Source organism: Streptomyces sp. NPDC057302 (genome assembly GCF_042667685.1).
Lineage (GTDB): Bacteria > Actinomycetota > Actinomycetes > Streptomycetales > Streptomycetaceae > Streptomyces.
This window is the reverse complement of record NZ_JBHUZJ010000071.1, coordinates 17,234-33,210: the sequence shown is the minus strand read 5'-3', so window position 1 is coordinate 33,210 and position 15,977 is coordinate 17,234. Positions and strand designations below refer to the sequence as shown.

Here is a 15,977-nt window from a genome sequence, read left to right as displayed (position 1 = left end):
TTCGTGTCGGCCAGAGCCGTCTGAGATGCGCGGATTGACCACGCTCGCACCTGAAACTACCTTCGTCAACAGAGGTGCTCTATCACAAGCACCCCACGGCTGAGTACGCTCTGTACGAGGCCGTAGCACACTCTGTAGCGCTTTCTTGGCGCCCTTTGCCCCATCCCGACGTCCCGGCGCGTCGCCGGTTCCGCATCTCCCGGCCCCCGGCCGGTCCCTCAAATGCACGCACGCACGAACTTGGGGCCTGCTCATGGACGTCTCCTTCCTCGGCGGACCACACCCTCAACGCGGTGTAGGTGTCGTCGCCCCTTTCGACTTCGCACTCGACCGGGAGCTCTGGCGCTGGGTGCCGGACGAGGTCTCCCTGCACCTGACACGCACTCCCTATGTGCCCGTCGAGGTAAGCCTTGACCTGGCACGACTCGTCAGCGAGCACGAAACGCTCGCCGAGGCGGTGCGCGCTCTGAGCGCCGCCGAACCCGAAGTTCTCGCGTACGCCTGCACGTCGGGCAGCTTCGTCGGCGGCATCGCCGGCGAGCGCGCGATGTGCGAGGCCATGAACCGCGAAGGCGCCGTCTCCGCGGTCACCACATCGGGCGCGCTGCTCGAAGCGCTCGACGATCTGGGCGCGCGGCGCATCGCGCTCGTCACGCCCTACACCTGGTCGGTGACGCAGTCCCTGGAGCACTATCTGGCCGAATCCGGTGTGTCCGTCACCGGCCGCGCCTACCTGGGCCTGACCCGGCACATCTGGAAGGTGCCGTACAAGGACGTGGCGGAGATGGCCCGCAGGGCGGTGCTCGGCGGGGCCGACGCGCTGTTCATCAGCTGCACCAATCTCGCGACGTACGACGTCATTCCGCAGCTCGAGGCGGAGCTGCGGATGCCGGTGATCTCCGCGAACCAGGTCACGATGTGGTCCGCGCTGCGCCGTCTGGGTACGCATGCGGTAGGGCCCTACCAGGCGCTGATCAATCCGAGCGCCAGGCCGGGCGCGGGCCCGGTCACCGGGCCGGGCTCGATGCCCGGTGTGGTACCGGTCGATCCGCCCCAGGGTCTGTCCGAGGGTCTGCCCGAAGGACCACCAACGCTGCCTTGAAGGAGGCTGGAAGTGACCGCACTTGGTTTCCTCTATCCGGGTCACTCGGCTGAGGACGACTACCCCCGCATGGAGCAGATGCTCGGGAGTGACGTCCGGCTGCAGGTCGTCCACACCGACATCGGCGAGGACGCGCACCGGGTCGACGCGCTCCTGGAGATGGGATCGGCGGATCGGCTCGCCGCCGGGGTCGAGGAGTTGCGCCTGGCCGGGGCGGAGGCGGTGGTGTGGGCCTGCACCAGCGCGAGCTTCGTCTTCGGCTGGGAGGGCGCGCACGACCAGGTCCGCACCCTCGCCCGGACGGCGGGTCTCCCGGCGTCCAGTACGTCCTTCGCGTTCGCCCACGCGGTACGTGAGGTGGGCGCGAGCAGGGTCGCTGTCGCGGCGACGTATCCGGAGGACGTGGCCTCGCTCTTCGCCGGGTTCCTGAAGGCGTCCGGCGCGGAGGTCGTGTCGGCGCAGGGGAACGGCATCATCACGGCGGCGGAGGTGGGTACGTGGGGCTGGGAGGAGGTCAGGGCCATGGCCCACGCGGGCGACCACGCCGACGCGGAGGCGATCCTGCTTCCTGACACGGCGCTGCATACGGCGGCGTACATCCAGGACCTGGAGCGGGAGCTGGGCAAGCCGGTCCTGACGGCGAACCAGGTCACGGTCTGGGAAGCGCTTCGGCTGGCCGCGCGGAGGGTTAACGCTCCGTCCCTGGGCGCGCTGTTCACCAAGGAGCCGGTGGTGCAGGTTCGGGAGTAGGGGCGGGGCCGGAGGGTGCTGGGTGCGGTGCTGCTCCGTCCTGGGGGCGGGGCCGCGCCGGTATGTCCGTCCTCGCCATCGTCCGGTGGCCGTTTTGGTTCTTCGGCTGGGGAGTGACAGGAACCGTGCTCCGGGCGGAAATACCGGCACGTCCCCTCACGAGCGCTCCCGACTGCGGCAGATCGCTGGTCGCTGCGGGGTAATCGGGTGGGTGGGCGGGAAAGCCTGTTCGTCCAGGGTCGGATGCGGGGTGATCGGGCGCGTGGGTGGGGAGATCCGTCCGCGAAGGGGCACCCCACGGGAATAAAGCGGAGTCGGCCTCCTGTTGGCCCTGCGGAGTAAGAAATACCGCAGAAGCACGCGCAGCAGGAGGCAGGCCCCCGTGACAGTGGACCCGAGCGACGACATCCGCGGCGAGCGGCACGGCAGCGCGCCGGTCCCGCTCTCCGTACTGGACCTGGTGACCGTGGGGGCGGGACGCACCGCCACCGACGCCCTGAAGAAGAGCGTCGAGATCGCCAAGCTGGCCGAGGGGCGCGGATACCACCGCTACTGGGTGGCCGAGCACCACTCCATGCCCGGAGTGGCCTCCTCCTCACCGGCGGTCATCCTGGCCCACCTCACCGCCCACACCGAGCGCATCCGCCTGGGCTCGGGCGGCGTCATGCTGCCCAACCACGCCCCCCTCGTCATCGCGGAGCAGTTCGGCACCCTGGAGGCGATGGCCCCGGGCCGCATCGACCTGGGCCTTGGGCGCGCCCCGGGCACGGACGGCGCGACCGCCGCCGCCCTGCGCAGGACGGAGCGTCTCAACGAAGGCGCCGACGATTTCCCGCAGCAGCTCGCCGAGCTGACCCGGTTCCTGGACGACGATTTCCCCGACGGCCACCCGTACGGGCGTATCCACGCCGTCCCCGGTCCCGTCCAGGCCACCTCACCCGGCGGCGTCCAGTCCCCGCACCGCCCGCCCCTGTGGCTGCTCGGCTCCTCCGGGTTCAGCGCCCGCCTCGCCGGAGTCCTCGGCCTGCCGTTCGCCTTCGCCCACCACTTCTCCGCGCAGAACACGATCCCGGCGCTCGACCTCTACCGGGAGTCCTTCAAGCCCTCCGCCGTACTCGACGCCCCGTACGCCCTCATCGGTGTCTCGGCCCTGGCGACCGAAGACGAGAAGGAAGCTCGGCGGCAGGTCCTCGCCGCCGCGCTGAACATGGTCCGGTTGCGCACCGGGAAGCCGGGACTCGTCCCGACTCCCGAGGAGGCCGAGGCGTACGAATTCAGTGAGATGGAGCGGGAGTTCGTCAACAGCTGGAACTCCAACGTCATTCACGGCACCGCCGACCAGGTCCGCACCGGCCTCGACGACCTCGCCAAGCGCACCGGCGCCGACGAGCTGATGATCACGGCCAACGCGCACAGCGGTGATGTGCGGCTGCGTTCCTACGAGTTGATCGCGGACGCGTACGGGCTGCCCCGCCCGTAGCCGTCAACCGGCCGCCAGCAGCGCGGAGATACGATCCGGCGTCACCGGGCGGGAGTACAGCCACCCCTGCCCGGTGTCGCAGCCGATCCGCCGCAGCCGCGCCGCCTGGGACGTGGTCTCCACGCACTCCGCGGTGACGGTCAGACCCAGCCGGTGCGCGAGTTGCACCAAGGCCTCGACGATCACTTCGTCCGCGGGGTTGATGTGCGCCTCGCCCGCCTCCGCGTCGTACTGGAAGCCGCGTACGAAGGAGCCGTCCAGTTTGAGGACGGACACCGGCAGTCGGCTCAGGTAGGCCAGGTTCGAGTAGCCCGTGCCGAAGTCGTCGATGGCGATCCGCACCCCCATGTCGCTGAGCGCCTGGAGCGCCTGGAGGGGGCGGCCCGCCGAGCCCATCACCGCCGACTCGGTGAGCTCCAACTGGAGGAGTTCGGGGGAGAGTCCGGTCTCGGCGAGGATCTCCGCGACGTCCGCCACCAGGTCCGAGTCCCACACCTGCCGCACCGCGACGTTGACGCTCACGAAGACCGGCGGCCGCTCGGGATGGTCGAGCTGCCACTGCCGGGCCTGGCGGCACGCCGTCCGCAGCACCCAGCGGCCCAGCTGCACGATCGAACCGTCCTCCTCGGCAAGGCCGATGAACCGATTCGGCGTGAGGAGGCCGAAGTGCGGATGCTGCCACCGCACCAGCGCCTCGACCCCGCGCACGCCGCCGTCCTCAAGGCGCACCAACGGCTGGTAGTCCAGGACGAATTCACCGCGTTCGACGGCAGGGCGCAGTGAACTCGACAGTGACTGGCGCGTCATGCGGTGCGCGTTGCGCTCGGGGTCGAAGAGCGTCCAGCGGGCCTTGCCGTCCGACTTCGCCCAGTACAGCGTCGTGTCGGCGGCCTGCATCAGGCCAACCGTCGTCGTCCCGGCGGCCCGCCGCTCCACGACGCCGATCGACGCCGATACGGAGAGCCGCTGGCCGGAGAGGTCGAAGGGCTCCTGGAGGGCCTTGAGCGCCGCGTCGGCGAGGTCGGCCAGCTGGTCCGTGCCCGTCGAGTCCTCCACAAGGAGCGCGAACTCGTCGCCGCCGAGCCGTGCGACCAGCGGCGCCGCCATCCTGCCGTGCCCGGCCTCGTCGGCGCACCGCGTGAGCCGCTCGGCGACCGCCGTGAGCAGCCGGTCGCCGACGCGGTGGCCGAGGGTGTCGTTGACCGCCTTGAACCCGTCGAGGTCCAGATAGCAGAGCCCGATCCGGCCGGTGCCCGTGTCGTCGTACGCACCCGCTTCGAGCGCGGCGGCGAGGCGCTCGAAGAACAGGCTGCGGTTGGGGAGCCGCGTCACCGGGTCGTGCATCTGCAGATGCCGCAGCCGGGCCTGGAGCTCGCGGCGTGCGCTGATGTCGGTGGCGGCGAGCAGCACCGTACGGTCGCCGGGCATCGGCGAGACGGTGATCTGCACCCAGAGCGAGTGCCCATCGGGGTGTTTCAGCCGCCGGGTGCAGCGCAGCTTCGCCTGGCGTCCCCGGAGCACCTCGCGGTAGGCGTGCCAGGTGCGGGCGTCCGACGCGAGGTCCACCAGATCGGCGGCGAGACGCCCCACGAGGGCGTCCGGGGTCGCGCCGAGCAGCTCGGCGAGCGCGTCATTGGCGTCGACGACGAGGCCTTCGCCGTCGACGACGCCGAGCGCGAGGGGTGCGGCGGCGAAAGCGGCCCGGTGATCGGGCAGCCGCCCAGGAGTGTGACGCTCCGTAGTGGACGCCCTGGCGAGGTCGGGTGCTGTGACCGCTGGGGGCGCTTGGCCTTCAGACGTTCCGTTCACCACTTGCTCCCGCAGTGCAGTTGTTCGGCGAGGCCGGGCCCGCGCAGGAAAGTGTGCCGATCATAGGGGCTGGCCCGAGGGCGCATCCAGCCACGGCGCGGTGCCGCGTGGCGGCCGTTCTCGGCATAGGACAGGTGCATGCCCGGCATGGGTTTGGCACCCGGCCGGCGGCAGATCGTTTCTGCTCATGCCAGCACTGGTTCCTTGCGCCTCAATCTTCCCCGCGACCACTTGTGACGTTCCGTGAGCGCACCCGGAGTCACTCGTCACCCGGCTGGCTCAGGCAAACAGGGCATATTTGAATAAATCAACACAGGGTGGGTGGGATGCCCCGTAATCCGCACCCGGAGGTCGACGTGCCGCGTCAGCTACCCCCCTGGGGACTCACCCGTGGAGGGGGAGGGGAGAGACCCCGGCTGCGCAGCGCAGCCGCCGCCCTCACGTCCCTGACCGCACTCGCCGCCACGGGGCTCGTCGCGGGCCCCGCGATCGCCCAGACCTCGGCGGTCCCGTGCGCGCTCCAGCGCACACCGGCGCATCACTCGGAGGGCCTGGACTCCTGGAACGGCGCCTACACGCGCCCGAACCGGACCCTCGACGCGGTGATGGTCTTCCTCTCCTTCCCCGACTCACCGCCCCGGAGCACCCCCGAGGAACTGGCGGCCGACTACTTCCCCGCCACCAGCCAGTTCTTCGACCGCGCCTCCTACGGCAAATTCGCGCTGCGCCCGCACCCGCAGCGCGAGTGGGTCGAGATGCCGGACTACTCCACCTCGTACGCCATACGGCGCGACTGGAACCCGGCCAGGCGCAGCGCCTATCTGCGGGACGCGGTGGCCGCCGCCGATCCGCAGGTCGACTTCTCGCGGTACGACGTCGTCTACTTCGTCGCCGACCCGGACGCGCCCGGCGTCGACTCGGACGCGACGAAGGTCGTCAACTTCGACCGGCCGATGCGGGCCGACGGCGCGGACATCAGGCGCATCGTCACGGTCTTCGAGCGGCACCCGCCGGACCGCAACGTCCTCGCCCACGAGACGGGCCACGTCTTCGACCTGCCCGACCTCTACCACCGGCCGACGGAGGGCAAGGGCGACTGGGACACGCACGTCGGCGACTGGGACGTCATGGGCAGCCAGTTCGGGCTCTCCCCCGACCTCTTCGGCTGGCACAAGTGGAAGCTCGGCTGGCTGGACGAGCGGCAGGTGGTGTGCGTGGAGGGCGGCAGCCGGCGGCTGACCCTGGAGCCGCTGTCGACACGGCCCGCACGCGGAGGCGTCGGCGGCACCAAGCTGGCGGTCGTCCGCACGGGCCGCGGCAGTGCCATCGCCATCGAGGCGCGCGGGGCGGCGGGCAACGACCGCGCGACCTGCAGCGAGGGCGTGCTCGCCTATCGCGTACGCAACGAGGCGCCGTCCGGCGGTGGTCCGGTCGAGGTCGTCGACGCGCACCCGGACTCGGAGGCGTGCTGGGGCGAATCGGTGTATCCGCCGCTCGCGGACGCGCCGGTGGCGGCGGGGGAGAGCTTCACGGTGCCGGACGACGACGTGCGGATCGAGGTCGAGGGGCGGACGGCTTCGGGGGCGTGGACGGTGAAGGTGTCGGTGGACTGAGCGGGACCGGCCTGGTGCTGGTGCCGGTGCTGATGGTGGTGTTCGCGCTGGCGCCGGACATGAAAGAAGCCCCTCGCTTGCGCGAGGGGCTTCTTTCTGTCTGTGCGCCGTCAGGGACTCGAACCCCGGACCCGCTGATTAAGAGTCAGCTGCTCTAACCAACTGAGCTAACGGCGCCTGGTGACGTCGTAGACCTTAGCACTCTGATCGCCGCCAGGAAAAATCGAAATACGGACCGCGGAGCTCGCCGCGGAACGGGCCGCGCGGACGCAGGCCCAGAGCGTCACCTCGGGCCCCGGGAGCCAGGGGTGCCGGGCGTCGGGGGCGACCAGCCAGCGCGATTCGAGGTGCTCCTCGAGGCGGCTGGCCGGCGGGATCTCCCGGTGTTCCGCGGCGAGCGGCGGCACGGTCACGGCGTCCCCCATGCCGTGACAGAGCACGCCGGGAACGGCGCGGCCCCACTCCTCCCATGCGAGCAGCGAGGGCAGCCGCTGGGCGGTGCCGGGGGCGGTGAAGAGCAGCATGCGGCCGCGGTGCGCGGCGACGGGGCCCGAGCCGGGGCCTTCGTCCCACAGGCGGTCGAGCATCCGCCGGCCGAAGACCGCAGGGACGCTCACCACGTCGAACACGGAGCCGCAAGGAAGGATGGCCGGGGCGGTGGGGCGGCTGCGCCAGTGGGCGAGGGTGCTGCGCGGATACGTTTCCGCGGAGGCGAGCCAGGCGGCTCCCTCGGTGGTGACGTCGGAGATGTCCTGGACGTCGGCGGGGGTGGGATCCGGGTGGAGACGTGTGCTGCTCATGGCGAATACGTCTACCGGTAGTGAGCGTTCCATTTCTGAGAGTTGTGAGAAACCGGGACAACGGGGGGTGGGAGGGAGTACCTTGCCCTTCTGGCATATGCCCCGCGATCTTCCGGGGCCCCTCAGATCCCTCAGGTCCCTCGGGCTCCTCAGCCCTCCCAGACGCCGCCCCTCAGGCTTCCGGACCGCCGCCGCCCGCGCCCGCCCCGCGCAGCAGATCCCGGCCGAACTCGACCATCTTCTTCGCGTAGTCCTCGGTCCACTGCGCGCCCTCGGCGATCGCGGCGGGCGTCAGCCGGTCGAAGCGGCGGGGGTCGGCGAGCTGGGCGGCCGCGATGGCCTGGAACTCGACCGCCCGGTCCGTCGCGGCGCGGAAGGCGTGGGTCAGCTCGGTGGCGCGGGCCAGGAGCTCCCGGGGGTCCTCCATCGACTCCAGGTCGAAGAAGTGCTCGGGGTCGGCGACGGCTTCCGCGGGCTCGAAGAGCAAGGGCGCGGGTCGCAGACGCTGCTCGGTCCGGGGCCGCTCGGGCTCCGCCATGGTTCTTCCTCCTCGTACGGTTTCCGGCCATCGGGCCGCTTTCCATTCTCCCCCGCCGCGCAAGAGGGCCACGGGCCTTGGGCCGCGCGGGATCCGGGATTCCGGGCCGCCCGCCCTAGGGCCGCCACGCCACTCGGTGCTCGGCGAGGCGGGCCAGTACCGCGTGGTTCGCTTCCCAGCCATCGGGGAACTTCACCGTGACGCCCAGTTGGACCGGTTCCGTCGACGGGTGGTCGTCGAGCAGTTCGCTGACGCCCGCGCGGCAGATCACGATGCAGGCGTGGCGGTGGCGGGAGGCCAGGACGCAGAGGCGGCCCGTCTCCAGGTGGAACGCGGTGGCGTCGGGGCGGCCGGAGAGCGGGTGCAGGAACACCGTCACGTCGAACTCGCGGCCCTGGAGCCGGTTCGCGGTGTCCACCGTGACGTCCGTGACGCCGAGCGCCGTGAGAGCCGCGCGCACCGCCGCCGCTTGGTCGCGGTGGGCGGTGCCTACGGCGATGCGGTCGGCCGTCAGGGGAGTGGGGTCCGGGCCGCGCTCCGACGTGGCCGCGCCGCCCCGGTCCAGGAGGCGCCGGACGACCTGGGCCACCGCGCGCACGGCCTCGGGGTCGGTCCGGGGCGTGTTCCGCGCGGGCAGTTCCAGCAGGCCCCAGCCGGACTCCGCCGCCTCGTCGATCACCCGGTCGGGGCCCGAGCCGTCCGAGGGCACGCCGAAGCCGAGCTTCCTGTCGCCGTGGTCCGTGCCGCTGCGGAAGGGCGTGTACGGATAGAACGCCGCCGAGACCAGCGGCGCCGCCGACGCGGGCAGCCGCCAGGACACCGGGAGGCGGTGCTGCGGCAGTTCGGGGTTGTGCGCGAGCAGCGTCGTCACGGCGCTCGCCGAAGGGTCGTACGCCAGACCGGCCCACTGCTCGGCGCCCACGATCGAGAACGGGTCGAGCTGGCCCGGGTCGCCCACGAACAGGGCACGCTCGAAGAGCCCGGCCACGGCGAGCAGCGCGTCCGAGCGCATTTGGTACGCCTCGTCCACGATGGCGTGCCGCCAGGGCTCCACGTCCTTGACGTGCGCCCACTTCGCCGCCGTCGACACGACGACGTCGAGCCCGGCGAGATCGGCGGCCTTCGTGGACGTACGCACGAGGGGCAGGTCGTCCAGTGCCTTGTCGTACGCGTCCGGGTCACTGCTGTGCAGGCGGCCGACCGGCAGCTCGGGGTCCTTCTCGGCGAGGCGCAGGACCAGGTCGTCGACCTGCGCGTTCGTCTGCGCGATCACCATCAGGGGGCGGCCCGCCGCGGCCAGTTCGCGGGCCGCGCGGACGACGAGGGTCGACTTGCCCGCGCCGGGCGGCGAGTCCACGACGACACCGCGGTGCGCGCCGTGCAGCGTGTCGTGCAGGATCGCGTCCGTGGCGCGGGTGGCCGCCGCGCCGGGGTCGAACGAGGCGCGGTCGAAGGGAGCGGTCGGACTCACAGGGTGTCCTCCGGCGTCACGGGGTCAGGGCGCTCGGCGGCCTCGCCCGGCGGGCCGCCGTGGGTCCAGGGGGTCGCCTCGGGTTCGGGCAGCTTGGGGCCGCCGCGCTGCTCGTGCTCGAAGAGCGTCCAGCAGATGCGGTCGCCCTTCTCCGGCAGGGAGCCGGGCTCGGGCTCCTTGCCGCGCCCCATCTTGTCGGTGATGCGCAGGACGACGGAGGTGCTGCCGCCTTCGCCCTCGTGCCCCGCTCCAGCCCCGTGGCCCGCTCCACCCTCGTACCCGACGAACTCGGCCGTCTGCGGCTTGCCTTGGAGTGAGCGGTACACCTTCGCGCGCTCGGCCAGGTGCGGGTGGTCGTCCGTGCGGACCGTGACCAGGGGGCGCGGCCTCGGGCTCTTGGCCTCGCTGTACGCCATGACGACCTCGGTCACCTCACCGGCGAAGGCCTCGCCCGCGAGCCGGCGGCCGGCCATCACCAGCGGGTCGTCGAGCGCTTCCTGGGCCTCGAGCCTGGCCTGCTCGCGCTCGCGCGTGGCGAGCTTGTTCGCCGCCGTCACCGCGTCGTCGACGCGGGGCTGCGGGGGCTCGCCCGCGCTCACGCGGTCCCGGTGGCCGGTGAACGACCAGCGGTCGCGGGTCCAGCGGTCGGCGGCGCGCGGGGCCTCGGGCAGCGTGCAGAGCACGTCGAGGCCGCGCCACACCGCGTCCCAGGTGGGGCGGGTCCTGCTCTCGATCAGGGAGCGGATCTCCCGCTCGGCCGCGGCCAGTTCGGCGAGGCGGGCGTCCGCCTCGATGCCATCCTCGGCGGTGGCGAGGGTGGCACGCGCGCGGTCGTAGCGCTCGATGGCCGGGGCGAGCAGGCGGTTGTCGAACGCCGGGTCCGTGGCGGGCCCCGCGGGCGGGCAGCGCAGCTGGCCGTCCTTGTCCCGCGCCAGCTCGGCGCGGAGCGCGGCGTCGGCGCCCGAGGTGCCTTCCGGGGCTTCGATCCAGGCGAGCAGGGCGCCGAGATGCTGGTCCTCGAGGCTGCTCTGGCCGGTGGCCCAGTGCCGGGAGAGCAGCTCGGTCATGGCGACGAGCAGCGAGGAGCCGGGGACGCGGGCCCGCTCTCCGAAGTGGGTCAGCCAGCGGCCGAGGAGAGGGACGCGGGGCGGGGCGGGATACGGGGTCTCCGGGTCCTGCTCGGCGGTGCGGCGGAAACGGGTGGAGCGCCCGATGAGCCGTACGAAGTCGATGCCGGCGCGGCTCGGGACGATCAACTGCGGCGCGTCCGAGCAGAGTTCGACCTCCACCTTGACGCGCTTGCCGGTCTCCGGGTCCGTCTCGCTGCGCTCGGTCGCTTCGACCTCGTCCGCGAAGGAATCGACGTACTCCAGGACGGTGTCCGCGAGTTGGGCGAGGAAGGTGAAGCGGAGGTCGCGGTCGCGGGGCTGGGGCACGAGCAGGACGCGGGGCGAGGTCCGCTCGGTCCCGACGAGCGCGCCGAGCGGGGCGCCTGCCTCGCCCGCGGTGGTGAGGGGGACGAGGACGAGGGGGCGCTGGGAGAGGTGGCGGTGTCGTACGGTCGCCCTCGGCTGGGCGCGACCGGTGTCCACCGCTTCGAGGCGGGCCAGGTTGTCGATCAGCGGCACGGTCGGGGGGCCTCCTTCGTCTGCGGGCCGTCGTTTGCCGACCCGCCGCTTCGCGGCGGGATTTCCCCACCCGCCCACCCGATCACCCGGCGCCATTCGCTCACGAGGCGCCCCCGCCGGCCAACGCCTCTTCCCGCAGCGCCGCCGCCCTCCGCAGCGCCGCCACCGCCGGGTCCGCGGGGTCGCCCGATGTGCCGTTCGCCGCCGACAGGACCTCGGTGACCGTCGTGAGGCCGCCCAACTCGCCGCGTACCGAACGGCCCAGGGACGTCACCGCGCCCTCGTCGCGGGAGCGCTCGCGGCAGTGGAAGGCCAGTTCGCAGGCGGCCAGGCACTCGGGGGCGTACGTCGCGGGGACCGCTTCGACCGCTGCCGTCAGGTCGGCGGTGGGGCGGGACACGTCGAACGTCGTGCCCTCGGGCAGTGCTGCCGCGATGTCCTCGATGCGGGTCAGACGCGCCAGCTGGCGCCGCGTCACCGAGAGCTGTTTGCGTACGTCGATCGCCGACGCCGTGGGGAGGTTCGAGAAGTCCTTGGGGCAGACCAGGAGCACGTGGTGGCGGACCTGGGGCGCCGGGTCCATGCGCGCCGCGACCCGCTCGAGCGCCAGTGCGTACACCGCGGCCTGGCGCGCCGCCGCGCCCACCTTCGCCGCGTCCGCCGAACCGTCGATCATCGGGAAGGACTTGATCTCGACGACCGTCCAGGTGCCGTCGGGGTGGATCACCACCGCGTCCGGTTCGAGGAAGGCGGGGGTCCCGGCGACGTCCAGCGCCAGCATCGGGTGGTCCAGGAGGGTCCAGCCCTCCGCCGACGTCGCCTCGCGCAGCGCGAGGGAGGTGCGGGCCGCGCGGCCCTCGGGGCCCACCGCGGCGAGGTCCGGGACGGCTGACTCTCCCGGCACCGGCTCAGGGCCGCCCCCGAGGCGCCCGTGCACGAGCCGCAGCAGCTCCGCGCCGCCGTCCGCCTTGACCTTCGCCTCGAAGGCATTGCCCCGTATGAACGCGAACTGCGACTGCCCGAAGGAGCCGGGGGAGCCGAGCGACTGCGCCAGCGTCGCCTTGTCCACGCCCGCGCCGTCGAGCAGCGCTCGCCTCTGGCACCCCGGATTCGCGGCGAGGGCCGCGAGCGCGCGGGCGTCCATCGGCTGGGCGGGGACGTCGGGTCCCCGCAGCTCAGCGAGCCGCTGTCGAAGCGCTGTCCCCTGCCTCGGCGGGCGCGGGTCGGGGACTGGCGGCCTCGGCGCCTGGCTCGGCAGGCCGCTGTCGCGGCAGGGGAATTCGCTCACCCGCCGAAGTCTGGCACCCAGCACTGACAATTGAGGACTGCGGGGCGGACGAGGCTGAGGGCGCGCCCGCGACGGACGCCGAGTGCGCCCCCGTCACGACCCCGGTCGAAGGCCGCGCGGCAGCGAGCGGCAGCCCCACCCTTGCCTTCACCCGGTCCGCGAGCCCCAGCACCGGCCGGACGAGAAGCAGCCCGAGGCCCATCACCACGGCGCCCGCGACCGCGTCGAGGAAGTAGTGGTTGGCGGTGCCCATCACGACGATCGTGGTGATCAGCGGATAGCCCACCGCCGCGACCCTGGTCAGCGGCGAACGGCCGTGACGCCAGAGCATCACCCCGCACCACAGCGCCCACCCGACGTGCAGGCTCGGCATCGCCGCGTACTGGTTGGTCATGCCGCCGAGCCCGCGCGGGGCGCTCGCCTCGCCGCCCCACCACCCGAAGTCGCTGTACTGCGCCATGGTGTCGACGAAGCCGTGGCCCTTGCTCAACAGGCGGGGCGGGCAGGTCGGCAGGAGCGTGAAGCCGACCAGGCCGATCATGGTGGAGATCATCAGCCACGCGCGTGCGGCGCGGTAGTGGACCGCGCGGCTGCGGAAGAGCCAGACGAGGATCACAGGCGTCACCAGATAGTGCAGCGACGCGTACCAGAAGTCGGCGGGGACACCTATCCACGATTGGTCGGTGAAGAGACGGTTCAGCGGGTTCTCGGCGTTGATGCGCAGGAACTGCTCGACGCGGAGTATGCCCACGCCGTGGTCGACGGCGGTGGACACGTCGCCGCGCGCAAGGAGTCGTCCCGCCGAGTACGCGGCGTACACCAGCACGATCAGCGGCAGCTCCGTCCACCAGCGAAGCCGAAGCCCGTTGCTGCCCCCGGTGCTCGGAGCGTCGGTCTGCGGCATCCGGTCGGTCCCCCATCCGTCTTGTGTCATGCGGTGTCCGGCAGTCATGCGGTGTTCGCCGCCGCCTCACTTTACGGCGTACGCGAGAGCGCCCCGCAGCGGTCCCCGGTCGTCTTAGACGCTGAGATCGCCGAGCGGGTTGCTCGTTGAGGGAACGTGATCGCCAGGTGGCACGTGAGTGATGATGGAGGGGACGGACAGCTGTCTGTCCACAGAATTCGCTCTATGACGGCTGATGGTCTCGACTGGTCTCGACCGACGACCGTCGGCCCGGAAAGGCTCGACATGGCACCGCGCATCCTGCTGGCCCGGCACGGACAGACCGAGTGGTCCCTGTCCGGGAAGCACACCGGCAGGACGGACGTCCCGCTCCTCGAAGAGGGCCGCGACGGCGCGAAACTCCTGGGCGAGCGCCTGCACCGTGCCCCCTTCGACGGCCTCCCGGACGCCGAGGTGCGCACCAGCCCCCTCGCGCGTGCGCGCGAGACCTGCGAGATCGCCGGCTTCGGGGACCGTGCCACCACCTGGGACACTCTCATGGAGTGGGACTACGGCTCCTACGAGGGGATGACCCCGGCCGAGATCCAGGACGTGCGCCCCGGCTGGTTCATCTGGCGCGACGGCGTCCCCAGGGGCGAGACCCTGGAGCAGATCACCGCCCGCGCGGACGAGGTGGTGGCCTGGGCCCGCGGCGCGGACCGCGACGTCCTGGTCTTCGCGCACGGACACATCCTGCGGTCGATCGGCGCGCGCTGGCTGGGCCTCGGCATCGACTTCGCCGCCCGCATCCGCCTCAACCCGACCTCGGTCTCCACCCTCGGCTGGGCCTACGGCGAACCGGCCATCGAGTCATGGAACGACACCGGGCACCTGGCATAGCCGCCGCGGGCGGTACGGCTGTCTACACGGCCCGCGGCAGCGAAGCATGCCGCTCCAGGAAGCCGCACACCCCCGAAGCCCGCCGGTGCGGCAGCAGCACCCGGGCCGTCGTGGCGAGCATCGCCTGGATGCGCGACGACTGGACCTCGTCCAGGAGCCCCAGCACCCGCAGGCCCGCCGTCGCCGCCTCGTCCGGGCGGCCCGCGCGGGCCAGGTCGTCGGCGAGCTCCGCGGTGTAGAGGGCGATGTTCCGGGTGAACTGCGGGGTCTGCGCCGATGCCACGCCCGCCGCGCGCCGCGCGTGCCGGGCCGCCCGCTCCCAGTCGCCGAGCGCCGACCAGCACTGCGCCTCCAGGCCTTCCAGCTCGGCCGGGCCGTAGAAGGTCATCCACTCCGGGTCGGCGTCACAAGGCCCCCGGTCGAAGAGGGCGTGCGCGCGGGTCAGCGCCTGCTCGCAGCCCGGCCGGTCGCCGAGCCCCGCCCAGCCTCCGGCCTCGCGCAGCGCGAGGAGGGAGAGCAGCCGCGGCGACGAGAGATGCCGGGCGGCCCGCGTGGCCGCCTGGGACGCCCGCACCGCTTCCCGGGGCCGCCCGGAGTCGCGCGCCAGGAACGCCGTATTGCAGAAGGCGTGTGCTTCGAGGGCCGGATCGGCGGTCATCCTCGCCGTCGCGAGCGCCTCCGCGTAGTGCGAGCGCGCGTCGTCGAAGCGGCCTGAGTCGTGCGCGAGCCAGCCCACCGAGATGGCCAGTTCACCGGCGCCCGCGTGCAGCCGGTCCGCCGTGGACTGGCGGGACGTGCCCGCGTCGAGCAGGGCGTAGGCCGTCCGCAGCGGGGCGGAGGCGCGGCGGTACAGGCCGTCGGCGCCGTGCCGGTCGTCGAGCAGCCTGATCTTCCGTACGGCCTCTTCGACGGCGCTCACCTCGGCCTCGCCCGCCCGGCTGCCGCGCTGTGCGGCGGCCACGGCAGGACTCGGTTCGGCGAGCCCGAAAGGCCCCAAAGAGGCGGCGGCCACGGTGGCCGTGCCGCTCATGAATGCGCGACGCCGCACGTCGCTCTCCTCGTGGCTCTGGAGCTCGTACGGGTCGCACTCGTGCATTTCGGGGCCGAAGGGCCCGGACGGAGATGACTCATACAGCTGGATCGTGGTGTGTGACGCGGGCGCTTGGGACCCGGCGCGCGCCCCCCGTCCGCGCACTGCGGAGCGGGGCGTGAACCCCAGATCCGTCAGAGTCCGGCCGGGGAACATGTGAAGGAAAACCCGCTCGTAGGCATAGTTGGGACAGCGGATCTCGCCCGCCTCTACGCGCCCGATGTAACGGGCGTCGCAGCTGACGCGCTCACCGATCTCGCGACCTGCCCGACGGATCACGGCGGCGAACTCGCCCGGCGAGCGCAGACCGCGCAGTCGCCGGAAGAGGAGATTCGGTCGTGGGGACGGAATTGACGATGCCATCGGTGACGACGCCATGGCCTGACCCTCTCGTACGGATCGTGCCGGAGTGTGCCGGATCCTGCGGATCCGGCGACCGCCCCCGTTCCGGGGGCTGCCCCTGTTCCGGCGGAGCACGAACTTACCGGCTGTGATGGGGACGGCACACGGAGTTTGGCTACAAACCGGATATCTCACCCATGATCTGCCATGAACTGCCATCCTTTGCGGCGGCATTACGCCGTAGCTGTTGACGCCTTCCCGCGTTGAACCATGAGGAGAGGGA

13 protein-coding genes and 1 tRNA gene are annotated in these 15,977 nt (G+C 72.1%); 5 read left to right on the top strand and 9 right to left on the bottom strand.

The window, feature by feature from the left end:
• Positions 1 to 253: 253 nt before the first annotated feature.
• The 3 genes from ACFUPX_RS34270 to ACFUPX_RS34260 all read left to right on the top strand — a co-directional run bounded on the left by ACFUPX_RS34270 (position 254) and on the right by ACFUPX_RS34260 (position 3,332).
• On the top strand, positions 254 to 1,102 hold the full coding sequence (locus tag ACFUPX_RS34270; RefSeq protein WP_383331783.1) for a decarboxylase: 849 nt from the start codon (positions 254 to 256) through the stop codon (positions 1,100 to 1,102).
• A 12-nt stretch (positions 1,103 to 1,114) separates the two neighbouring features.
• Complete coding sequence (locus ACFUPX_RS34265; protein WP_383331781.1) at positions 1,115 to 1,852, top strand: decarboxylase; 738 nt, start codon at positions 1,115 to 1,117, stop codon at positions 1,850 to 1,852.
• 382 nt (positions 1,853 to 2,234) lie between these two features.
• A complete protein-coding gene (locus ACFUPX_RS34260; protein WP_383331779.1) occupies positions 2,235 to 3,332 on the top strand; it encodes an LLM class flavin-dependent oxidoreductase in 1,098 nt (365 codons plus the stop codon).
• A 3-nt stretch (positions 3,333 to 3,335) separates the two neighbouring features.
• Here ACFUPX_RS34260 and ACFUPX_RS34255 read toward each other — a convergent pair whose 3' ends face one another.
• Positions 3,336 to 5,141 (bottom strand): putative bifunctional diguanylate cyclase/phosphodiesterase, encoded by a 1,806-nt coding sequence (locus tag ACFUPX_RS34255; protein ID WP_383331777.1) that lies wholly within the window; start codon positions 5,139 to 5,141, stop codon positions 3,336 to 3,338.
• Positions 5,142 to 5,467: 326 nt separating this feature from the next.
• On the opposite strand from ACFUPX_RS34255, the gene ACFUPX_RS34250 reads away from it, so the two are divergent.
• Positions 5,468 to 6,754 carry a M6 family metalloprotease domain-containing protein gene (locus ACFUPX_RS34250; RefSeq protein ID WP_383331775.1) on the top strand — a complete coding sequence of 429 codons (1,287 nt, stop codon included), beginning with the start codon at positions 5,468 to 5,470 and terminating at the stop codon, positions 6,752 to 6,754.
• Between the two features lie 103 nt (positions 6,755 to 6,857).
• On the opposite strand, the gene ACFUPX_RS34245 is transcribed toward ACFUPX_RS34250, so the two are convergent.
• The 7 genes from ACFUPX_RS34245 to ACFUPX_RS34215 all read right to left on the bottom strand — a co-directional run bounded on the left by ACFUPX_RS34245 (position 6,858) and on the right by ACFUPX_RS34215 (position 13,383).
• Positions 6,858 to 6,931 (bottom strand) — tRNA-Lys (locus ACFUPX_RS34245).
• Positions 6,922 to 7,554: a bifunctional DNA primase/polymerase gene (locus ACFUPX_RS34240; RefSeq protein WP_383331773.1), complete on the bottom strand. Its 633-nt coding sequence runs from the start codon at positions 7,552 to 7,554 to the stop codon at positions 6,922 to 6,924. Before ACFUPX_RS34240 ends, ACFUPX_RS34245 begins: the two co-directional genes overlap by 10 nt.
• Before the next feature lie 172 nt (positions 7,555 to 7,726).
• Positions 7,727 to 8,092 carry a hypothetical protein gene (locus ACFUPX_RS34235; protein WP_383331771.1) on the bottom strand — a complete coding sequence of 122 codons (366 nt, stop codon included), beginning with the start codon at positions 8,090 to 8,092 and terminating at the stop codon, positions 7,727 to 7,729.
• Between the two features lie 115 nt (positions 8,093 to 8,207).
• Entirely contained in the window at positions 8,208 to 9,563 is a 1,356-nt protein-coding gene (locus ACFUPX_RS34230; protein WP_383331769.1) for an AAA domain-containing protein, read from the bottom strand.
• Positions 9,560 to 11,191 carry a hypothetical protein gene (locus ACFUPX_RS34225; RefSeq protein WP_383331767.1) on the bottom strand — a complete coding sequence of 544 codons (1,632 nt, stop codon included), beginning with the start codon at positions 11,189 to 11,191 and terminating at the stop codon, positions 9,560 to 9,562. The genes ACFUPX_RS34230 and ACFUPX_RS34225 overlap by 4 nt, the downstream gene beginning before the upstream one ends.
• Before the next feature lie 100 nt (positions 11,192 to 11,291).
• A complete protein-coding gene (locus tag ACFUPX_RS34220) occupies positions 11,292 to 12,479 on the bottom strand; it encodes a hypothetical protein (RefSeq protein ID WP_383331765.1) in 1,188 nt (395 codons plus the stop codon).
• On the bottom strand, positions 12,367 to 13,383 hold the full coding sequence (locus ACFUPX_RS34215) for a phosphatase PAP2 family protein (protein WP_383331819.1): 1,017 nt from the start codon (positions 13,381 to 13,383) through the stop codon (positions 12,367 to 12,369). The genes ACFUPX_RS34220 and ACFUPX_RS34215 overlap by 113 nt, the downstream gene beginning before the upstream one ends.
• A gap of 285 nt (positions 13,384 to 13,668) precedes the next feature.
• Between ACFUPX_RS34215 and ACFUPX_RS34210 the strand changes: the two genes are divergently transcribed.
• Entirely contained in the window at positions 13,669 to 14,262 is a 594-nt protein-coding gene (locus ACFUPX_RS34210; protein WP_383331817.1) for a histidine phosphatase family protein, read from the top strand.
• 22 nt (positions 14,263 to 14,284) lie between these two features.
• Here the strand turns inward: ACFUPX_RS34210 and ACFUPX_RS34205 are convergent, their stop codons facing one another.
• A complete protein-coding gene (locus ACFUPX_RS34205) occupies positions 14,285 to 15,730 on the bottom strand; it encodes a tetratricopeptide repeat protein (protein ID WP_383331763.1) in 1,446 nt (481 codons plus the stop codon).
• Positions 15,731 to 15,977: the final 247 nt, after the last annotated feature.

Excerpts from the sequence above, each read along its gene's own strand:
- ACFUPX_RS34270 (WP_383331783.1), top strand. The coding sequence starts at position 254 with ATGGACGTCTCCTTCCTCGGCGGACCACACCCTCAACGCGGTGTAGGT.
- ACFUPX_RS34250 (WP_383331775.1), top strand. The coding sequence starts at position 5,468 with ATGCCCCGTAATCCGCACCCGGAGGTCGACGTGCCGCGTCAGCTACCC.
- ACFUPX_RS34240 (WP_383331773.1), bottom strand. The coding sequence starts at position 7,554 with ATGAGCAGCACACGTCTCCACCCGGATCCCACCCCCGCCGACGTCCAG.
- ACFUPX_RS34235 (WP_383331771.1), bottom strand. The coding sequence starts at position 8,092 with ATGGCGGAGCCCGAGCGGCCCCGGACCGAGCAGCGTCTGCGACCCGCG.
- ACFUPX_RS34215 (WP_383331819.1), bottom strand. The coding sequence starts at position 13,383 with ATGCCGCAGACCGACGCTCCGAGCACCGGGGGCAGCAACGGGCTTCGG.
- ACFUPX_RS34210 (WP_383331817.1), top strand. The coding sequence starts at position 13,669 with ATGGCACCGCGCATCCTGCTGGCCCGGCACGGACAGACCGAGTGGTCC.
- ACFUPX_RS34205 (WP_383331763.1), bottom strand. The coding sequence starts at position 15,730 with ATGGCGTCGTCACCGATGGCATCGTCAATTCCGTCCCCACGACCGAAT.